This is a genomic window from Phocaeicola sp. GP0067, assembly GCF_031119655.1.
Classification (GTDB): Bacteria; Bacteroidota; Bacteroidia; order Bacteroidales; family Bacteroidaceae; genus Phocaeicola; species Phocaeicola vulgatus.
The window spans coordinates 85208-103362 of the sequence record NZ_JAVHZY010000017.1 but is presented as its reverse complement, the minus strand read 5'-3'; the positions used below and the strand labels follow the sequence as shown (position 1 = coordinate 103362).

20 protein-coding genes are annotated in these 18155 nt (G+C 41.8%); 8 read left to right on the top strand and 12 right to left on the bottom strand.

Annotation, left to right across the window (positions count from 1 at the left end; genetic code table 11):
- Nucleotides 1-52 precede the first annotated feature (52 nt).
- On the top strand, nucleotides 53-982 hold the full coding sequence (locus RE317_RS13720) for an IS30 family transposase (protein WP_308821657.1): 930 nt from the start codon (nucleotides 53-55) through the stop codon (nucleotides 980-982).
- Nucleotides 983-1455: 473 nt separating this feature from the next.
- Here RE317_RS13720 and RE317_RS13715 read toward each other — a convergent pair whose 3' ends face one another.
- The 7 genes from RE317_RS13715 to RE317_RS13685 form a co-directional block, all read right to left on the bottom strand.
- The gene (locus tag RE317_RS13715) at nucleotides 1456-1875 is read right to left on the bottom strand and encodes a hypothetical protein (protein WP_004359027.1); all 420 of its coding nucleotides are present in this window, start codon (nucleotides 1873-1875) and stop codon (nucleotides 1456-1458) included.
- Nucleotides 1876-2067: 192 nt separating this feature from the next.
- Entirely contained in the window at nucleotides 2068-2577 is a 510-nt protein-coding gene (locus tag RE317_RS13710; protein WP_023983531.1) for a DUF3408 domain-containing protein, read from the bottom strand.
- Nucleotides 2565-2879 (bottom strand): helix-turn-helix domain-containing protein, encoded by a 315-nt coding sequence (locus tag RE317_RS13705; RefSeq protein ID WP_303266215.1) that lies wholly within the window; start codon nucleotides 2877-2879, stop codon nucleotides 2565-2567. The genes RE317_RS13710 and RE317_RS13705 overlap by 13 nt, the downstream gene beginning before the upstream one ends.
- Nucleotides 2880-2882: 3 nt before the next feature.
- Nucleotides 2883-3152 carry a helix-turn-helix domain-containing protein gene (locus RE317_RS13700; protein ID WP_303266227.1) on the bottom strand — a complete coding sequence of 90 codons (270 nt, stop codon included), beginning with the start codon at nucleotides 3150-3152 and terminating at the stop codon, nucleotides 2883-2885.
- A 697-nt stretch (nucleotides 3153-3849) separates the two neighbouring features.
- A complete protein-coding gene (locus RE317_RS13695; RefSeq protein WP_303266214.1) occupies nucleotides 3850-4335 on the bottom strand; it encodes a DUF1896 domain-containing protein in 486 nt (161 codons plus the stop codon).
- Nucleotides 4336-4343: 8 nt separating this feature from the next.
- A complete protein-coding gene (locus RE317_RS13690) occupies nucleotides 4344-5663 on the bottom strand; it encodes a site-specific integrase (protein ID WP_249859111.1) in 1320 nt (439 codons plus the stop codon).
- A gap of 13 nt (nucleotides 5664-5676) precedes the next feature.
- Entirely contained in the window at nucleotides 5677-6930 is a 1254-nt protein-coding gene (locus RE317_RS13685; protein WP_303266213.1) for a site-specific integrase, read from the bottom strand.
- A gap of 281 nt (nucleotides 6931-7211) precedes the next feature.
- On the opposite strand from RE317_RS13685, the gene RE317_RS13680 reads away from it, so the two are divergent.
- Nucleotides 7212-8864 carry an AraC family transcriptional regulator gene (locus RE317_RS13680; protein WP_303445869.1) on the top strand — a complete coding sequence of 551 codons (1653 nt, stop codon included), beginning with the start codon at nucleotides 7212-7214 and terminating at the stop codon, nucleotides 8862-8864.
- Between the two features lie 104 nt (nucleotides 8865-8968).
- Here the strand turns inward: RE317_RS13680 and nadC are convergent, their stop codons facing one another.
- Nucleotides 8969-9820 (bottom strand): carboxylating nicotinate-nucleotide diphosphorylase, encoded by an 852-nt coding sequence (nadC, locus tag RE317_RS13675; protein WP_008671123.1) that lies wholly within the window; start codon nucleotides 9818-9820, stop codon nucleotides 8969-8971.
- A gap of 80 nt (nucleotides 9821-9900) precedes the next feature.
- Between nadC and rlmH the strand changes: the two genes are divergently transcribed.
- Entirely contained in the window at nucleotides 9901-10374 is a 474-nt protein-coding gene (rlmH, locus tag RE317_RS13670) for a 23S rRNA (pseudouridine(1915)-N(3))-methyltransferase RlmH (RefSeq protein WP_008671122.1), read from the top strand.
- A 76-nt stretch (nucleotides 10375-10450) separates the two neighbouring features.
- Here the strand turns inward: rlmH and RE317_RS13665 are convergent, their stop codons facing one another.
- Entirely contained in the window at nucleotides 10451-11461 is a 1011-nt protein-coding gene (locus RE317_RS13665; protein ID WP_005848501.1) for an endonuclease, read from the bottom strand.
- A gap of 5 nt (nucleotides 11462-11466) precedes the next feature.
- Nucleotides 11467-12924 (bottom strand): aminoacyl-histidine dipeptidase, encoded by a 1458-nt coding sequence (locus RE317_RS13660; protein ID WP_008671121.1) that lies wholly within the window; start codon nucleotides 12922-12924, stop codon nucleotides 11467-11469.
- A gap of 221 nt (nucleotides 12925-13145) precedes the next feature.
- Between RE317_RS13660 and RE317_RS13655 the strand changes: the two genes are divergently transcribed.
- From RE317_RS13655 to trxA (RE317_RS13640), 4 genes are all read left to right on the top strand, one after another.
- A complete protein-coding gene (locus tag RE317_RS13655) occupies nucleotides 13146-13373 on the top strand; it encodes a hypothetical protein (protein ID WP_008671120.1) in 228 nt (75 codons plus the stop codon).
- Between the two features lie 22 nt (nucleotides 13374-13395).
- Complete coding sequence (locus RE317_RS13650) at nucleotides 13396-14010, top strand: OmpH family outer membrane protein (protein ID WP_005848506.1); 615 nt, start codon at nucleotides 13396-13398, stop codon at nucleotides 14008-14010.
- A 118-nt stretch (nucleotides 14011-14128) separates the two neighbouring features.
- Nucleotides 14129-14425: a thioredoxin gene (gene trxA, locus RE317_RS13645; RefSeq protein WP_005848508.1), complete on the top strand. Its 297-nt coding sequence runs from the start codon at nucleotides 14129-14131 to the stop codon at nucleotides 14423-14425.
- Between the two features lie 3 nt (nucleotides 14426-14428).
- A complete protein-coding gene (trxA, locus tag RE317_RS13640; RefSeq protein ID WP_005848510.1) occupies nucleotides 14429-14887 on the top strand; it encodes a thioredoxin in 459 nt (152 codons plus the stop codon).
- Between the two features lie 103 nt (nucleotides 14888-14990).
- Here trxA (RE317_RS13640) and RE317_RS13635 read toward each other — a convergent pair whose 3' ends face one another.
- Nucleotides 14991-15542 (bottom strand): NADH peroxidase, encoded by a 552-nt coding sequence (locus RE317_RS13635; RefSeq protein ID WP_005846285.1) that lies wholly within the window; start codon nucleotides 15540-15542, stop codon nucleotides 14991-14993.
- Between the two features lie 77 nt (nucleotides 15543-15619).
- Nucleotides 15620-16030 carry a Fur family transcriptional regulator gene (locus RE317_RS13630; protein WP_005846283.1) on the bottom strand — a complete coding sequence of 137 codons (411 nt, stop codon included), beginning with the start codon at nucleotides 16028-16030 and terminating at the stop codon, nucleotides 15620-15622.
- 164 nt (nucleotides 16031-16194) lie between these two features.
- On the opposite strand from RE317_RS13630, the gene RE317_RS13625 reads away from it, so the two are divergent.
- Nucleotides 16195-18120, top strand: coding sequence for an NAD(+) synthase (locus RE317_RS13625; RefSeq protein ID WP_008781955.1), 1926 nt, complete (start codon nucleotides 16195-16197; stop codon nucleotides 18118-18120).
- Nucleotides 18121-18155: the final 35 nt, after the last annotated feature.

The window sequence follows — 18155 nt, the reverse complement described above, 5'->3', positions numbered from 1 at the left end:
GCCCTCCTAGGAGAGGAGGGGGCGTCCGGAGCAGGGCGAGCTCCACTCCAAATTGCATTTTGGAGTGGAAAATACGATAGCGGAAGCTATCGGAGTAGATAAAAGCACTGTTTACAGGGAGATAAAGCGCAATTGCGACGCCCGAAGTGGTAGCTATAGCATGGAGCTTGCCCAGCGAAAAGCAGACAGGCGCAAGCAGCAAAAACATCGCAAGGAAGTGCTTACACCGGCAATGAGAAAACGGATAATAAAGCTGTTGAAGAAAGGATTCAGCCCGGAGCAGATTGTCGGCAGGAGCCGATTGGAGGGAATTGCGATGGTATCTCACGAAACGATATATCGCTGGATTTGGGAGGATAAGCGGCGGGGTGGCAAACTGCACAAATATCTTCGCAGACAAGGTCGCAGGTATGCCAAACGTGGTTCTAAAAATGCAGGGCGAGGATTTATCCCAGGCAGGGTGGATATTGATGAGCGTCCCGAGATAGTGGAACTGAAGGAGAGATTTGGTGATTTAGAGATAGATACAATTATTGGTAAGAACCACAAAGGTGCCATTCTTACCATTAACGACAGAGCAACAAGCAGGGTCTGGATACGCAAGTTGTCGGGAAAAGAAGCCATCCCGGTAGCTAAGATTGCAGTATGGGCACTGCGGAAAGTGAAAAACTTAATACACACAATTACGGCTGACAATGGAAAGGAGTTTGCAAAGCACGAGGAAATTGCGCAAAAATTGGAAATAAAATTCTATTTTTGCAAACCATACCACTCATGGGAACGTGGTGCCAATGAAAACACCAACGGGCTTATCAGGCAGTATATCCCAAAGGGTAAGGACTTTAGTGAAGTAACCAACAAACAGATTAAGTGGATTGAAAATAAACTCAATAATCGACCTCGTAAAAGACTTGGATACCTCACGCCAAACGAAAAATTTAAACAAATTATTAATCAGAATTCTGTTGCATTTGCAAGTTGAATTCAGCTTATAATAAGAAAGGAGATGAAGAATTTACTTCCCAACAGGACATTTTATTCCCTAAAGTGTTTGATGTTGATGGCATGCGAGTTTTTATTTATTGGAAACTTCCACATTCTGTGGAAAAGCTCTATCCATATGTTGATTACAAAATACGGAAAATTTCAAAAGATACGTTAGTTATAGGGGATTATACAGACTTTGTGTTTGTTAATGGTCATGGTAATGCCCCAAATCGGGAATTGTCAAAATAAAAAAAATAATAAATGTGGGGTAATACTCCAAATCGGGAGTTATTGAAATAATTATCTGATTATCAATGTACTTTCCAAAAGATAAAGTATTAGGGCAGAGTGGAAAAATCGTTGAAACTGGTCCTATGTAATCGTTCAAAGTGACCCTTTTGTATCATCCAAAGAGGGATTGGACATTCGCGGTACGATACGAGTATGGGTGTTATGATTTATCAGCATTCATTCTTCTCTACTCCCAAAGGATTTTGTCAGTTGTACTGCTTGCTGTTGTAGTCTGATGAGAATTTGGGAATAGGTTTCGAGTTTGCCGAGCAGTTGTTGAGCAGTGGCAACAGAATGATAAGTATTGAGGACTTTCACGACTTCGTTGTACAGAACTCCTATCTTATGAGCCAAGGCAACGATTTCTGAGAGTTTCTCCAAGTAAGGTTCTTTTGCAGGGTCTTGGGTGATGACCTTAAAAGATTCACCAAGAAGCCTTGCTCGGACAAAGTCGCTCTTTGTCTTTGCTCCCGACTTGCGATAGAGTCTGATAAGTTTCTGCTGGTCTTCGGAATTAGGTATTCTGATGTGCCATCTGTCCCATCGTGGGCAGGTGGCACATCTGCCGTCTGGCTTCTTTTGTTTTTGCTTCTTCATTGCTTTCTAATCACGACTTTGGAGTGATTTAATCCCCTTTCGGGGCAAGGGTCTTTGTGGTACAAATGGCAATTTGTGGTACAAAGACACACCTTGCTGATGTAGAAAATGGGATTATAAGCCCCTGCTGTGTTACTGCATTCATTGAATACAGTAACTCGGCGTAGGCTTGCATTCGAGGAATGCAGTAATTCAGAGTTTCCTCCATCTTTCCACATCTTCCTTGTATTGGTCGAGGTGTTCCCGCAGTACCTGTTCGACATATCCCGAAACGCTCGCTCCATGCTCACCGATTCTCCGCACCACGAAGTCTAACTTTCGTTGGATTTCCTCTGATACATACACGGCTTTGCGGTGGCTGTTGCGAAAGGGCTGGAGATATTTCCCCTGAAACTCGGATAATTGCTTTCTGTCCTTTGTTTTTCCCATTCTTTGATGAAATTCTTCGGTAGAAGTAGCCCTTTCTGTTGGCGACAACGCTGTTTCTTGATAGGACGGTTGAGAAAAATCCTCGTTACTCTCCTTGTCATTTTGTTCCTCAACTTTATCAACAGGCTCAAACCTTCTCTTTTCCTCTTCATAATCGGAGGGCTGGTCAAAATCGGGTAACTCTTCGGGCTTGCGGAGCTTAACGCCATAATTTCCCATATCTCTAATGGCTTGTTCCAAGCGTTGTTTCCTTTTTTCATCTATTCTTGCCATAATTTCTTGGGTATCGGGTTATAGTGTTTTTCAAGCAGGGCTTGTATGTCGCTCTGCTTGTAGAGTATCTTCCCTCCGATTTTGTAGAAAGGAAGCGTTCCTGAGTTTCTGTACTCTTGGAGCGTGCGTGTGCTGAGCCGTAATTGCCTGCACACTTCCTCGCTCGAAAGGTAAACCTCGCCATCTAACATCGGACGAGCTGTGGCACAATACCGCTCCAACTTCTTCAAAGTGCCTTCCATCAGTTGTGAAAACAACTGCATCTGAGGGTCTTCCTGCGTAATGATTTCATTCTCCGACATAATTCATTCATTGTTTGCGTTCAGTAACTTCGTGATATCGCTCTCCTTGTAATAGCACTTGTGTCCAATCATGGAGAAAGGGATTTTTCCCGTATCTCGGTATGATTGCAGAGTACGCTTGCTGATGCCCAAACGCTTGCACACGGCTTCGTTGTCGAGCCATTCGTCCTTTTCGGGCGGATTGCCGATAAGCTGTTCAATACTGTGGATAAAGTCTGCAAATTCGGAGCAGTGCCGCTCCCACGCCTTGCGGTCGATGATGATAAGTCTCATTGCATTCATTTTGTTTTGATTTCGTTGTTGTTACTCGGCAAACGAACTGTTACGCTATCCGTTGCCGTATTTCTCGTGTGCAAAAGTAAGTGTTCAAGGACATCGCTACAAGGAACGAGGAAAAGCAGGGAAATGTCAGGAAAACAAGAGAAAAGACCAAAGGAGATCCATCTGTGTTATTGCGGTAATGAGATGAGGTGCCGGCTCTTTTCTTTTATCACATAGCAATTATTCTCTCGACAGTTCGATAGTTCGACAAATCGATATGTAGAACTATCGATAGATAGTTTTATCGATAGATTATTTTGACGATATATAGTTTTGGCAACAGATAGTTTTGGCAACAGATAGTCATGACAACAGATAGTCATGACAATAAATTGTACAAACAACAGATAGTCCGTATTATCGTCAGTCCTATCTATTGTTGGTTGTTACGCCTTGCGTCCAAAGAGCCTGAGTATGCCGTATTCTTGTCGTGCCTATACTCTCTTACGGCAGCCCTGCCCTGCAAGGTTGGGAGAGATGAATACGACCGCACGAATATTGAAAATGGCAATACCAACTTGAAAAGAAAAATCCTGCGGTGGAGATTCTTCTCTCCATCCGCAGGACTCGACCTTGTCAGGGCAGATTGGCTGCCGTTGTACCTTTGCACGATAAGAAACGGCATCAGGGACTTTGCGTGTGCCTTTGCTTACAACGCCTTTGGGCTTGCTTCCTCCGTCAGTCTGATCGTTGGCTGGTTGTTGCTCTCGATGAGCAGCACAATCGTGCCTGTGAGTTCGGTGTAAAGACGGTCGTATTGTTCGCTTGCGGCAAATGTGTCCGTCAAACCGAACTTGTCGAATGTGGCTTGAATAGCCTTGTTCGACAACAAGATGGTTGCGAGTCTTTCAGGAAGCGATGCAGGCAGTTTCCTTTCAAACTCGTTTTCCAATACAGATACAAGCGTGTCATACTTGGAAAAATGCAAGCCATAATACAAAACCTCGCTTGCCATGCTTTCCGCTTCGGGGTGAGTGAAACCTTGCGCCACGGCATCGCAGTAAGCAGTGAGAGCCATGTCTGCTCGTGTGGTGATAAACTCCGTATCTTGCAACTTCTCAGGGAGATGCTCACTCATGTAACTTCTTAATTTCAATCGAAAGTAAGAAAGTTCCAGCTTGTTGTTCTCTTTCATTTTTATTTTTATTTAGCGTTGATGTTCAATGATGGTTGCTTTGCGGTCAAAGGACAAGTTACTTGTCCTCCGCTTGGCTTTCTTGGTGGACAGACACGCAAAGCCTTTCGCAGTTCCCTTGTGGTATTGCCGCCCATGAGTGGCTGCATCTCACGGGCAATTTTACTCTTGCTGACCTTTGCGTAAAGTTCGGTGGTGGAAATGAAACGGTGTCCGAGCATCTTACTGACGGTTTCTATCGGCAAACCATTCTCCAAACAGATGGTCGTGGCAAAGGTGTGCCGTGCCGTATGCGAAGTGGCCTCGGTATGAGGTGGGAGGCCTGCCTTGATGATGATGTCCCTTATCTTGCGGTTGAAATGGCTATTCGTGGGGAACTCACGAAAGAGCAAACCCTCCTTTCGTCCGTCGCTGACAATGGTGAGTATCTCTTCGGCAATGGGCAATAAAGGAACAATGCTCCTATTCTGTGTCTTTGTGCGACAGAGCGATATGTACCTACGCCCATCCCCGAATGTATAAACATCGTCCATTCTGAGTTTCTTCAAGTCTGAGAATGCCAGCCCCGTGAAACAGCCCAAGAGGAAGATGAGCCTGCAATGGTTGTCCACCGAGCGGTGTGGGCGATATGAGAGAAGTTTGTGTAAATCGTCAGAAGTGAGGGCATTGCGCTCGTAGGTGGGCGTTTCAATGTCTATCTGCTCAAAAGGGTCTTCACGGATATATCGCTCTTGCAGTGCTTTTCGGATGACTTGATGCAGGTGGCGCAGACGATTGGAAACAGTGCTTTCCTTGTTTCCCAAGTCCCGTAGCATAAACAGGCGGTAATGTTCTATGAGGTCCTTGTCTGCCTCTTTGGGAAGACAGTCCCCGTTTCCCCTTGTTTTTAGAAAAAGTGCAAAATTCTTCCTACTGTCCCTGAAAGCCCTGACGGTAGCCTTTCCTATCGTCTTGCCCTGCAATGCCTCCTTGCTTTCACAGACGGATTGGTAAATCTCTATGAGTGTAGGGGTGGACTTGTTTTGGTGCTGGAACTGCTCTTTGAGGTATTCAGCCGTAATGTAGTTCTCTTCTCTTAACGTGAGTTCATAGAGTGCGTGAAGTCGTTCTTTTATTGAGTTCAGTTGCAGATTGACGGCATTCGCTCTGTTTGCCACCACTTTTATGCTCCCTTTCTTTGATTGCCAATCATCGGGAGAGGTGTACAAACCTGTTGAGAATGAAGAAGACGCACCATTGCAGGTGATACGGCAGCGTATAATACATTCATTCCTTTCGCTTGTTTTGCTTCTGTCTATATAGAATAGAATTGAAAATGTACTTTTCATTGTTCTTGGACTTTTAGTTGATTAAACGATATTGTGCGATGAGAGGGAGAATCTTCTCCACATCCCGAAAGACACGCTCCGGAGAAGTCTCTGCATACACCTGTGTGGTCTTTATTTGGCTGTGTCCGAGCATTTTCGATACGCTTTCGATGGACACGCCCTCTGAAAGCGTCATCTGCGATGCGAAGGTATGCCTTGCCATGTGATAAGTCAGCGTTTTCTGAATACCGCAAAGCCGTGCTATCTTTTTGAGGTGTATGTTCAACGTGTCACAGCCTGGTATGGGCAGCAGATACCCTTTTGGGGGTTCGTGGCGGAACGCCCTCGTATGAATGCCCCTGTACCGCTCAATGATGGCGGATGCTTCGGGTAATAGTGGAATGTGGCATACATTGCCCGTCTTCACTCTCGGCTTGCGTATCCAATCCATATCAGACTCGTGGATGATATGCTCTGCCGTGAGGTGGTACACATCCGTGTAGGAAAGCCCTGTATAGCACGAAAAGAGAAACATATCCCTCGACACCTGCTCGTAGCCTTGCAGTTCGTTATCGGTTAATGCCGCAATCTTGTTTACTTCCTCCCTTGTAATGTATCGGGGTGTTCCAACGTCCCAGCGGATGGAATGACCGATAAAAGGATAGGAGTCTATGATGTGCCGTTTGTGCAGGTCTTTGAGCAGGGATGCCAGCATAGTAAGATAACCAGCCGAAGTGTTGAGTTTAAAACCCTTTTCTTTGGCAAAATACTCCTCCAAGTCCTTGATAAGGGCAGTATCGGCTTTTTGCACGGGAATATCGTCCACATGGTAGCGGCATCTCAGAAATTCAGACAGATGCTTGCGGAAGAGCAGCAGACATTTCAGTCTTCGTTCGCTACGATCTATGCCAACTCGCTCACGGAAACGGTCAATATACTCGTCCGCATGATGAAGCAGCCCCTGCGACTCGCTGTTTAACCCGAATACAAGTTCCCTTATCTTCCCTGCCGTGACAGTGTTGTTCAACTTGCCCGAAAGCGATTCATAAACTTGATGGACACTTACTTGCAGTCGGTCAAGTTCCCTGTTCACTGATACGGCTTCGGAACTCTTTCCTACAAGTCGCTGTTTACGACTATCCCAAATTTTTGGCGTACAGGCGCATTTGCAACTGAACTGAACCATTGAGTGACCGATACTGATGCGTCCCATGATGGGACTTTTTCCGTTTTTGTCCTGCGTACCTCTTTTGAGGTAGAAGAGCAGCTTGATTTTTTCTTTTTCCATTTTTTTTTGCTTGTAAAATTATACATCTCAGAGGAACTTAGAGCGATGCAAAACATTGATAATGAAAGAGAAAACACCGTTTTAGTTACCACTTTTAGCTGTTCTTTTCCTTTCATCGTTTCTCGAACGATTTGGTAACTGAACTCTTGCTTTTTCACTCCTTTTTTCGCCTATTTACCTTGATGCAACCCAATGAGAATGCAGGCAATATATCTTGTGTTTCAATCAGATACACATTTTTCTCCTTTTCTTGCTTCCAACTCCTATACTTCGGAGACAAAGTGGCCTCTATCGCCAAAATATCTGAAAAGGAGTTGATGGTATCTCTTTACACAAAGGGTATATTTATTTTCAATAAAATAACCGGCACTTACCGCCCCTTTACCATTGTTGATGAAGGTACAAATTACAAAGAATGCTTCTATGGCTATCTTCCATTGGCCCATCAAGTAGCCAATGATAAAATTTACATTATCAGTTACCGTCCATGGGTATACCATCCATTAAGTGGAAAATTCTCTTTAATGCCCACCAACAATCTGAAAAATACGGATGCATTGCGTCTCGTCTATTCCAATGAGCATTTCTCATTATTAAAACGTGTCAATCAAATATTTTATGTACCTCAAGAAAACGACAGTATCAGCCTTTTATGTGAAATAGACCCAGAGGAGACAATTACAGCTCTTGCCTATCAGGATAGTACTATTTGGATAGGTACGGACCGAGGTCTGGGATGTTATGATATGATACACAAAAAATTCCACCATATACATACCAACTATTTTGAAAAAATATCTTTCCTCATTGGCGACAAAAAAGGAAGATTATGGATTTGTGCACACAACAAACTATTTTCTTATTTGATTAAAGAAAAGAAATTCACATTGTGGAACAGTTCTGACGGATTTCTGCCTAACGACATACTAGCTGCCCACTACACACTATCCAATCCCAATTTTGTTTATTTGGGAGGTGCGGAAGGGCTGGTGAAAATCAATACCAATATTCCTCAGTCTGAAACGCAAATACCTCAGATAAGTCTGGCAGATATTAAATTTAACGGATGTTCTTATCTGAAACAAATAAAGAATCAGACACTTCATATTCCATGGAACTACAATTCATTGACCATTCATATATGTGTAAAAAATGAAGATATCTTCCAAAAGAACTTGCTCAGATATACCATATCAGGCAGAGGAAAACAAACGGTCGAAAGTTTCGACTCCGAACTCTCTTTATCTTCCCTGTCACCAGGTAAATACAAAATCTGGGTATCAAGCAGCACCAAAGATGGTGAATACACTACTCCTGTACCCATAATCAACATTGTCATCACTCCACCCTGGTATAAAAGTAGTTGGTTTTTCTCGATATGTACTCTTTTATTTATTCTTCTTTCCATTAAAATAGCTCTTTGGGTATTTCATAAGAAAAAGAAGGAAATGAGAGATGAAATGGGCGATTTTGTCCAAACCGTCCTCTATAATGTACTGGGAAATAAAGAAGAAAATACAAAAGAGAAAGACTTGGAAGAAATAACAGATACTTCATATCCTCAAGCAATGGAAGCAACTCCGCTCAGCAGTGCTGACGCAGATTTCATAAAAAAACTGGATCAAATTATCAATGAGAATCTATCAAGTGAAAAACTATCTATCAAGTACCTGACAGATACCATGGCCATGAGCCGTGCATCTTTATATAATAAAGTAAAGCAAATTACCGGATTAGGGGTCAATGAATATATCAACAGACTACGCATAGAACGCTCTGTATACCTTTTAGCAAATACCAATCTGAGCATTAGCGAGATTTCCTATGAAGTAGGTTTTTCTTATCCGCGCTATTTCAGTACTTCATTTAAACAGATGAAAGGGGTTACACCTTCACAATTCAAGGAGAAAAACAAAAATAGCGGACACATATAAACTGTTAGAGCAAATAAGGCCTGCCATTTATTATTTTGGACGAAATAAAGAACTGACATTCAGATTCTTTACTTCGTCCAACAGGTCATAAAATGATACCAATATTAACAAGCCTTGAAACTCATATCCAGCCCCTTCACGGAGTGAGTCAGCGCACCGAAAGAAATGAAATCCACTCCTGCCTGCGCATAAGGTAACATGGTATCGTAAGTAATACCTCCGGAAGATTCGGTTTCGCAACGTCCACCTACTATTTCTACAGCCTTACGAGTATCTTCGGGTGTAAAGTTATCGAACATGATACGGTCTACCCCTTCTGCCAATGCCTGATTCAATTCATCAAAGTTGCGTACTTCCAATTCAATTTTCAGATCCTTACCTTTCGCCTTGCAATACTCTTTTGCGCGAGATACTGCATTATGTATGCCGCCTGCAAAGTCTACATGATTGTCTTTCAGCAGGATCATATCAAACAAACCGATACGGTGATTACATCCTCCTCCTATCTTTACAGCCATCTTCTCCATGATACGCATACCCGGAGTTGTCTTACGGGTATCAAGTACACGAGTTTTCGTACCTTCCAGTTTCTTCACATATTTATTGGTCATAGTAGCAATGCCACTCATGCGTTGCATGATATTCAGCATCAAGCGTTCTGTCTGAAGAAGTGACTGAACTTTACCTTCCACCACCATAGCCACATCACCCGGTTTCACGTGAGTTCCATCTTGAATGAACACCTCCACCTTCATTGTGGGATCAAAACGGCGAAATACTTCTTTAGCCACTTCAATGCCTGCCAAAATACCTTCTTCCTTAATCAACAACTTTGATTTTCCCATTGCATCTGCGGGAATACATGACAAGGTAGTATGATCCCCATCACCTATATCTTCAGCAAAAGACAGGTCTATCAGTCTGTCTATTAAGTCTTTTACTACTAATTCGTCCATAATGTTATCGTTTTTTTATGAATTGATAGGCAAAGGTAGAGATTTTCCGTATTTTTGCAAAGTAAACCAGAAAAGAACGTATGAAATTTACATTATTAGTAGTAGGACGCACTGTCGAAAAACATTATATCACCGCTATCAATGATTATGTGGAACGTACCAGGCACTTCATTTCTTTCGATATGGAAGTCATCCCCGAACTCAAGAACACCAAAAACCTGAGTATGGAGCAACAAAAAGAGAAGGAAGGAGAACTAATTCTGAAAGCTTTGTTGCCGGGCGATGTAGCGGTTTTATTGGATGAACATGGAAAAGAATTCCGTTCCGTAGAATTTGCCAACTGGATAGAACGCAAAATGCACACTGTAAACAAACGGTTAGTATTCATCATTGGGGGACCATACGGATTTGCACCCAAAATATATGATGCAGCCCAAGAAAAGATCTCATTATCCAAGATGACCTTCTCACATCAAATGATACGCCTTATTTTCGTAGAACAGCTATACCGGGCGATGACTATATTGAATAACGGTCCTTATCATCATGAATAGAAATATATAGCGGTTAGTGATTAACACCTGCGGCATAATAGCGCAGTCCATTCATCACTAACCACTAATTCTCTCCCTATTTTCCAATTTCAAAGTCCACACACACTGGTAAATGGTCGCTATAGCCACCATGATATTTCTTTCCCCAGTAGGTACGTGATGGGATATCACCACCATATTTTTCATCCTCTTCCAATAGGAACGGATATTTTAAAATCTGTGCCTTATCATATGAAGTGCGCATACTATCATGCCCTTGTAACAAAAAACCGGAAACAATCAGCTGATCAAGTACGCCCCACTCACCTCGATAACGATAGGTTCCCTCCTTACGCCCGTCCATCAGATTATACAGTTTCTTAGCCTGTACTTCACCTTTCGGAGCCACGGCACCCAATACTTTAGCTATCGAATTATTAGTGGGATAATCATTAAAATCACCCATTATCATCACATTGGGATGCTGGCGAAGGTTCATGATGGAATCTGCCGCTATGTTCAATATCTGTGCAGTGAAAAGACGATAAGGCTCACTTTTTTCCTCACCACCGGCACGAGACGGCATATGGCACACAAACACGTCCAAAGTATCACCTGATGCTACCTGCCCCATCACATGAAGGATATCACGTGTAGGGCGGCGTTCCATCTCCTTATAAGGAACAGAAAGGCTGTTTTTGCCTAGCAACTTAAAACTTCCTCGCTGATAAAGCAACGCCACGTCAATACCACGCTCATCAGGAGAATCAGTCATGACATAACGATAACCTGCCTCGCGTAATGGCGAGTTTTCTGTCAGATCTTTCAAGCAATGATCATTTTCCACTTCACAAAGCCCCACCAAATCGGGAACATTTTCCTCACCGGTGGCAATAATAACCTTAGCTATCTTAGCCAATTTATCATGATAGCGCGCTTGTGTCCATCCTTTCGGAGCATCTGGCAAAAATTCATAATCATTTTTCAACGTATCGTGCTGACAATCGAACAAATTCTCTACATTATAGAACATTACCCGAAACGGTTCCTGTGCATACGTTACCCCTACCAGGTAGCACAAACAAAGAAATAAAATTGTTTTCTTCATATAAATTATTTTGTCGGTATATTAACCAATACATCCAGCAAATGACGCCAGAATTTATCTACAGTAGGTATCAGCATACGCTCATCAGGTGAATGAACACCACGCAAAGTAGGTCCAAAAGAAACCATATCCAGTGACGGATATTTCTCAAGGAACAAACCACACTCCAATCCGGCATGAATTGCCTTTACTTTAGGTTCCACACCAAAAAGTTTTTTATAGCTATCTACCGCAACTTTCAAAACAGGAGAATCCGTATTCGGTTTCCACCCTGGATAGCCTTCACCAGTTGTTACTTCAGCACCTCCCAAAAGAAAAGCAGAACGGATCATCTCGGACATATCCTTGCGTGACGAAAGAATGGAGCTGCGCTGGCTAGTCACTATTTTAATCTTGTTTCCCTCTACCTGTTTGATGGAAGCAAGATTAGACGAAGTTTCTACTAATCCCGGAATATCCTGACTCATGGCATACACTCCATTGTGCACAGCGTAAACAGCTCTCAGAAGGTGTCCGGCAGTAGTCATATCTATCGCTTCCTTACAAGGGGATTCAGAAGAGAGTTCGGTTCTCAAGTTCGGTTCTGTCGCAGCATATTCATTCTCCAGTTCTGCAGTATAGATATTCAAATCTACACGAACCGATTCCTTATCCTTCATAGGTACCGCACATAATGCCTGTGCCTCACGAGGTATGGCATTATGCAGGTTTCCGCCATCAATCTCACATAAATATAAAATATATTTAGAAGCCAACTGAGTCAGAAAACGATTCAGCAGCTTATTGGCATTCGCTCTACCTTTATTAATATCATCACCGGAGTGCCCACCAGTCAGTCCCTTGACCGCCACACGGAAATAGAAATAATCCTGTGGGACAGAAACAGGCTGATAAGTAAATTCCGCTGTAGTATTTGCACCACCGGCACAGCCGATAAATAATTCTCCTTCATCTTCCGAGTCCAAATTAATCAGAATATCACCAGTCATAAACCCTGGCTTCAATGCAAAAGCACCTGTCAATCCAGTTTCTTCATCCACCGTGAAAAGACACTCCAGCGGACCATGCTCTATATCAGTAGCAGCCAATATAGCTAATTCTGTCGCCACACCGATACCATTATCCGCCCCCAATGTAGTACCTTTGGCTTTCAACCATTCACCGTCCACCACTGTTTCAATAGGATCAATTAGAAAATCATGCTCCACATCACTGTTTTTTTCACAAACCATATCTATATGAGACTGCAAAATCACAGTTTTCAAATTCTCCTTACCCGGAGTGGCAGGCTTTTTAATTAATACATTGCCTACTTCGTCTGTCTTGGTTTCCAAACCATGTTCTCTACCGAAGGCTTTCAAATAAGCAATTATTTTCTCCTCTCTTTTAGAGGGACGGGGTACCTTACATATCTCTTCAAAATAATAAAAGACAGATGCAGGCTTTAAATTCTTTTCATTCATAATCATGTCGTTTAGGCAAATTCAGTTTCCAAATTTGCAAAAAATAGTTAAAAAACTCTCTTAAATAGGACACTTCCTCTTTTTTAATGAAAAAAGAGAAAGCTAAATCATTGCAAAATTCTATATTTGCTATGCAAATTTAGTCCGCAGACACGAAATGCTTCAATAAATTTGGCATTTCCCTTGCCTTACACTAACTTTGCACCACAAAAATAATAGAAATGCTTGATACTATCCTTATAACTGTGTTAATAGTTGCTATCTGTATAGCATTATTGTCTATCGGAATCTTTCTAAAAGGAAAGTTTCCAAACACGCATGTAAGCGGTAATAAGGCACTCCGTAAAAAAGGAATAGGCTGTGTGCAATCACAAGATCGTGAAGCACGCAAATCTAATAAAAATGCCATAGCCGAAATTGAAAAGCAAAGCAAAACGGATAATAATTAATAAACAATACGTGAAAAAGATTATGAAAAGAACAAATTTCATCCTGAATGGATTTCTAGCGCTAGCCATCGTGTTAGTGTTCGCACAATGTAGCGACAAAAACAACAACGCTGCAACTTCTTCCGCTGCTCCGGCTGCCGGCGTTGCAGGTTCCTCAAACATGAAAATAGCTTATGTGGAAATCGATTCACTGTTGACTAAGTACAATTTCTGGAATGACTTAAATGAAGTGATGATACAGAAAGAAGAAAATATCCGCACTACTTTAAATGAAAAAGCAAAGAAACTGGATGCTGATGCTAAAGAATTCCAACGCAAACTGGAAAATAATGGCTTTGCTACACGTGAACGTGCTGAACAAGAACAGATGAGACTGATGAAACAACAACAAGAACTGCAGGCACTCCAACAGAAACTAAGCGACGAGCTAGCTTCTGAAAACCAAAAGAACAGCTTGCAGTTACGTGATTCTATCAATTCATTCTTGAAAATTTATAATCAGAACAAAGGATATGATCTGATTATCAGCAATACAGGATTTGACAACTTGCTATACGCTAATCCGGCATACAACATCACACAAGAAATCATTGACGGACTGAATGCACGTTATACTCCCTCTTCTGTAAAAAAATAATAGTTCATCAACCTTATATATGCAAAGCCGGAACAGTCTACTGTTCCGGCTTTACTTTTAAACAAAAAGCACCCTATAAACGTTTTTATTATAATAAAAATAACGAAAGGAGAACATTATGGAAAGATTTGAAGATTTAATCACCTCAAACATCCCTGTATTAGTTGATTTTTTTGCTGAATGGTGCGGACCTTGCAAAGCCATGAAACCTATTTTAGAAGAATTAAAAGGAATAAAAGGGGAAAAAGTAAGAATTGTCAAGGTAGATGTAGACAAACATAAAGAAATTGCTGCATACTATCAGATTCAGTCAGTTCCCACACTAATGATTTTTAAAGACGGTAAGCAATTGTGGCGACAAAGCGGTGTAATGCGTGCCAATGATTTAAGCACTATTCTAGCCCAATATGAGTAAAATATGAAGAAAACAATCACATGTATTCTATTAACTGCCGGATTAACGGGATATCTCAGTGCCCAAACTCCTGTCCAGGATAAGTCAGATAAAAATTCAGGAAAAGTCATACGTATGGACAAACAAATGTTCTTGGATAATATATTTGACTACACTTCCGGTTCCACTAACTGGAAATACAAAGGAGAGAAACCGGCAGTTATTGATTTTTACGCCACATGGTGTGGTCCCTGCCGTATGGTTGCCCCTCTGCTAAAAAGTCTGGCCAAAGAATACAAAGATCAAATTGCAGTTTACAAAGTAGATACAGACAAACAAAAAGAATTATCTGCCGTTATGGGAATACAGTCACTGCCCACCATCATCTTTATTCCCAAAACGGGACAGCCACAAATCATTATAGGAGCAGCCAATAAAGCTACTTTCAGGAAAGCCATTGAAGAAGTGTTACTGAAAGAATGAGAAACAAGCCCTATATATCTCTAATCTAAATATAACCAATAAAAGAGAGGGGGCAATAATAATTGCTCCCCCTCTCTCCATTTATACTATAGCAAATTGTATATTATTTCTTGAAATATCTGTTGTACAAACCTTCAAAACCTTTGCCGTGACGAGCTTCGTCCTTAGCCATTTCGTGAACTGTATCGTGAATAGCATCCAAGTTCAAAGCTTTTGCACGAGTAGCAATGCGTTTCTTGTCAGCACAAGCACCTGACTCAGCATTCATTCTCTTTTCCAAGTTAGTCTTTGTATCCCATACACAGTCACCCAGCAACTCAGCAAACTTAGCAGCATGTTCTGCTTCTTCCCAAGCATAACGTTTGAAAGCTTCAGCAACTTCAGGATAACCTTCGCGGTCTGCCTGACGGCTCATTGCCAAATACATACCAACTTCTGTACATTCACCCATGAAATGATTGTTCAAATCCTTAATCATTTCTTCATCACAACCTTTTGCTACGCCGATAACGTGTTGGTCTGCAAATTCCAATCCACCTTCTGTTTCTACCATTTCGTTAAACTTAGAAGCAGGCGCTTTACACAACGGACATTTTTCAGGAGCTGCATCACCTTCATGAATATAACCACAAACTGTACAAATAAACTTTTTCATAATTTCTTTTTTTATTAGTTAGTCAATATTTTATTTATTAGTTAGTCATTTACTCTCTATCCTTTTTAACTTCTTTCTTAATCTTCTTTAGAACAAGCAGGGCATATACCTTTATAATATTGGTGAATTTCATCCACTTTGAATCCATTCATATCAATTTGCTCTACTTTTTTCACTTCATTACTATAGGGTAAATCGAATATTTTACCACATTTCTTGCAAAGGAAATGAGCATGCAGGGAAGTATCGCCGTCAAAACACGCATTCTTTTCATCAATTGTAAGCATTAAAGCTGCTCCATGCTCGACAAAGAGTTTCAGTGTATTATACACTGTAGTCTTGGACAAGGTTGGAATATCCTTACATAGCGCCAAATAAATCTCATCGATAGAAGGATGAGTTTTATGAGCCAACAAATAATCCATAATAGCTATGCGCTGTACGGACGGCTTAATGTTATAACTGATAAGATAATCGTAACTCTTCATATATTCCCTTTTTGTAACTATTACAATTTTATTTCATATGCAAAGATAGATAGTTATTCGCAACAAACAAATAAATCACGCACTTTTTTTTATTTTTTTTATTTAGAGGTATAAATCGGGAAAGAATGATTAATTTTGCAGGTATATATAATAATAGGTATAATATGAAATACGGTTTTGTAAGAGTGGCGGCTGCCATTCCGATAGTGAAAGTGGCTGACTGCAAATTTAATGCACAACAGATTGAAACTCAAATTGCCATAGCAGATGGGAAAGGAGTACAAATTATCATTTTCCCCGAACTAAGTATTACAGGGTATACTTGCGCCGACTTGTTCGGTCAGTCTTTACTGTTGGAAGAAGCAGAAATGGCTTTAATGCAAATTATGAATAATACCCGACAAATGGATATCATCTCTATTATAGGGATGCCTGTGGTTATGAATTCCACGCTGCTGAACAGTGCTGTTATTTTCCAAAAAGGGAAAATACTGGGTATTGTTCCTAAAACATATTTACCTAATTATAAAGAGTTCTATGAACAACGCTGGTTTACCTCTGCTCTGAACCACCCGGATGCCAATGTACGCCTCTGCGGACAAAATGTACCGGTCAGCGCCAACCTGCTTTTCGACACTCCGGAAACTTGCTTTGGCATTGAAATCTGCGAAGACATGTGGGCCCCCATTCCGCCCAGTTCCGCATTAGCACTGAAAGGAGCGGAAATCATTTTCAACATGTCTGCCGACAATGAAGGAATAAGCAAGCATAATTATGTCCGTTCATTAGTCAGTCAACAATCAGCACGCTGTCTGGCAGGATATGTATTCAGTTCATCCGGTTTCGGCGAATCAACCACAGACGTTGTTTTTGCAGGCAACGGACTGATATATGAAAACGGCACGTTACTTGCCGAGTCTGAACGTTTCTCATTCAAGGAACAATTGGTCATCAGTGAAATAGACGTGGAGCGTCTTCGTGGTGAACGGTTGACCAATACCACTTTTGCCGCCAATATCGGCAACTGCCCGGGACGTCCCGCCATCCACATCAGTACAGAATTTGTCAACACACGCGATCTTAGTCTGACGCGCAGTATAGAAGCTCATCCTTTTGTTCCTCAAGGCAAAGAATTGGATGAACGCTGTGAAGAAATCTTCGCTATCCAAATAGCAGGACTAGCCAAACGCCTGGTACACACTCACTGCAAGACTGTAGTAGTCGGTATTTCCGGTGGTCTGGATTCCACCTTGGCACTTTTGGTCTGTGCCAAGACTTTCGATAAATTGGATCTGCCACGAAAAGGTATCATCGGCATCACCATGCCTGGTTTCGGTACTACCGACCGTACTTATAACAATGCTCTCCATCTGATGGCTTCACTAGGTGTTACCATTAAAGAAATCAGCATAAAGGAATCCTGCATCCAACACTTTAACGATATAAACCACGACATGACCGTACACGATGTAACCTACGAAAACAGCCAGGCACGCGAACGGACTCAAATTCTGATGGATGTCGCCAACCAATTGGGCGGTCTTGTCATTGGTACGGGAGACCTTTCAGAACTTGCCCTAGGCTGGGCCACCTACAATGGCGACCATATGTCTATGTACGGAGTCAATGGAAGCATTCCCAAAACACTGGTCAAATACCTGGTAAATTGGGTGGCTTTGAATGGCATGGATAATGAATCACGTATTACCCTGCTCGATATTGTAGACACTCCTATCAGTCCCGAACTGATTCCTGCTGATGAAAACGGCAATATAAAACAAAAGACAGAAGATTTGGTAGGACCATACGAACTGCATGATTTCTTCCTTTATCAATTCCTACGTTTCGGTTTTCGTCCCGCCAAGATATTCTTCCTGGCAAGTATCGCTTTTCGTGATACATACGATGAGGAAACAATCAAAAAATGGCTTACTATATTCTGCCGCCGTTTCTTTCAACAACAATTCAAACGCTCTTGCCTGCCCGATGGTCCCAAAGTGGGATCTGTATCACTCAGTCCCCGAGGTGACTGGCGTATGCCGAGCGATGCCAGTGCAGCTTCATGGCTGAAAGAATGCGAAGAGCTATAAACCACATAAAAAAGTAAGTCGGCTTCAAAGACAAA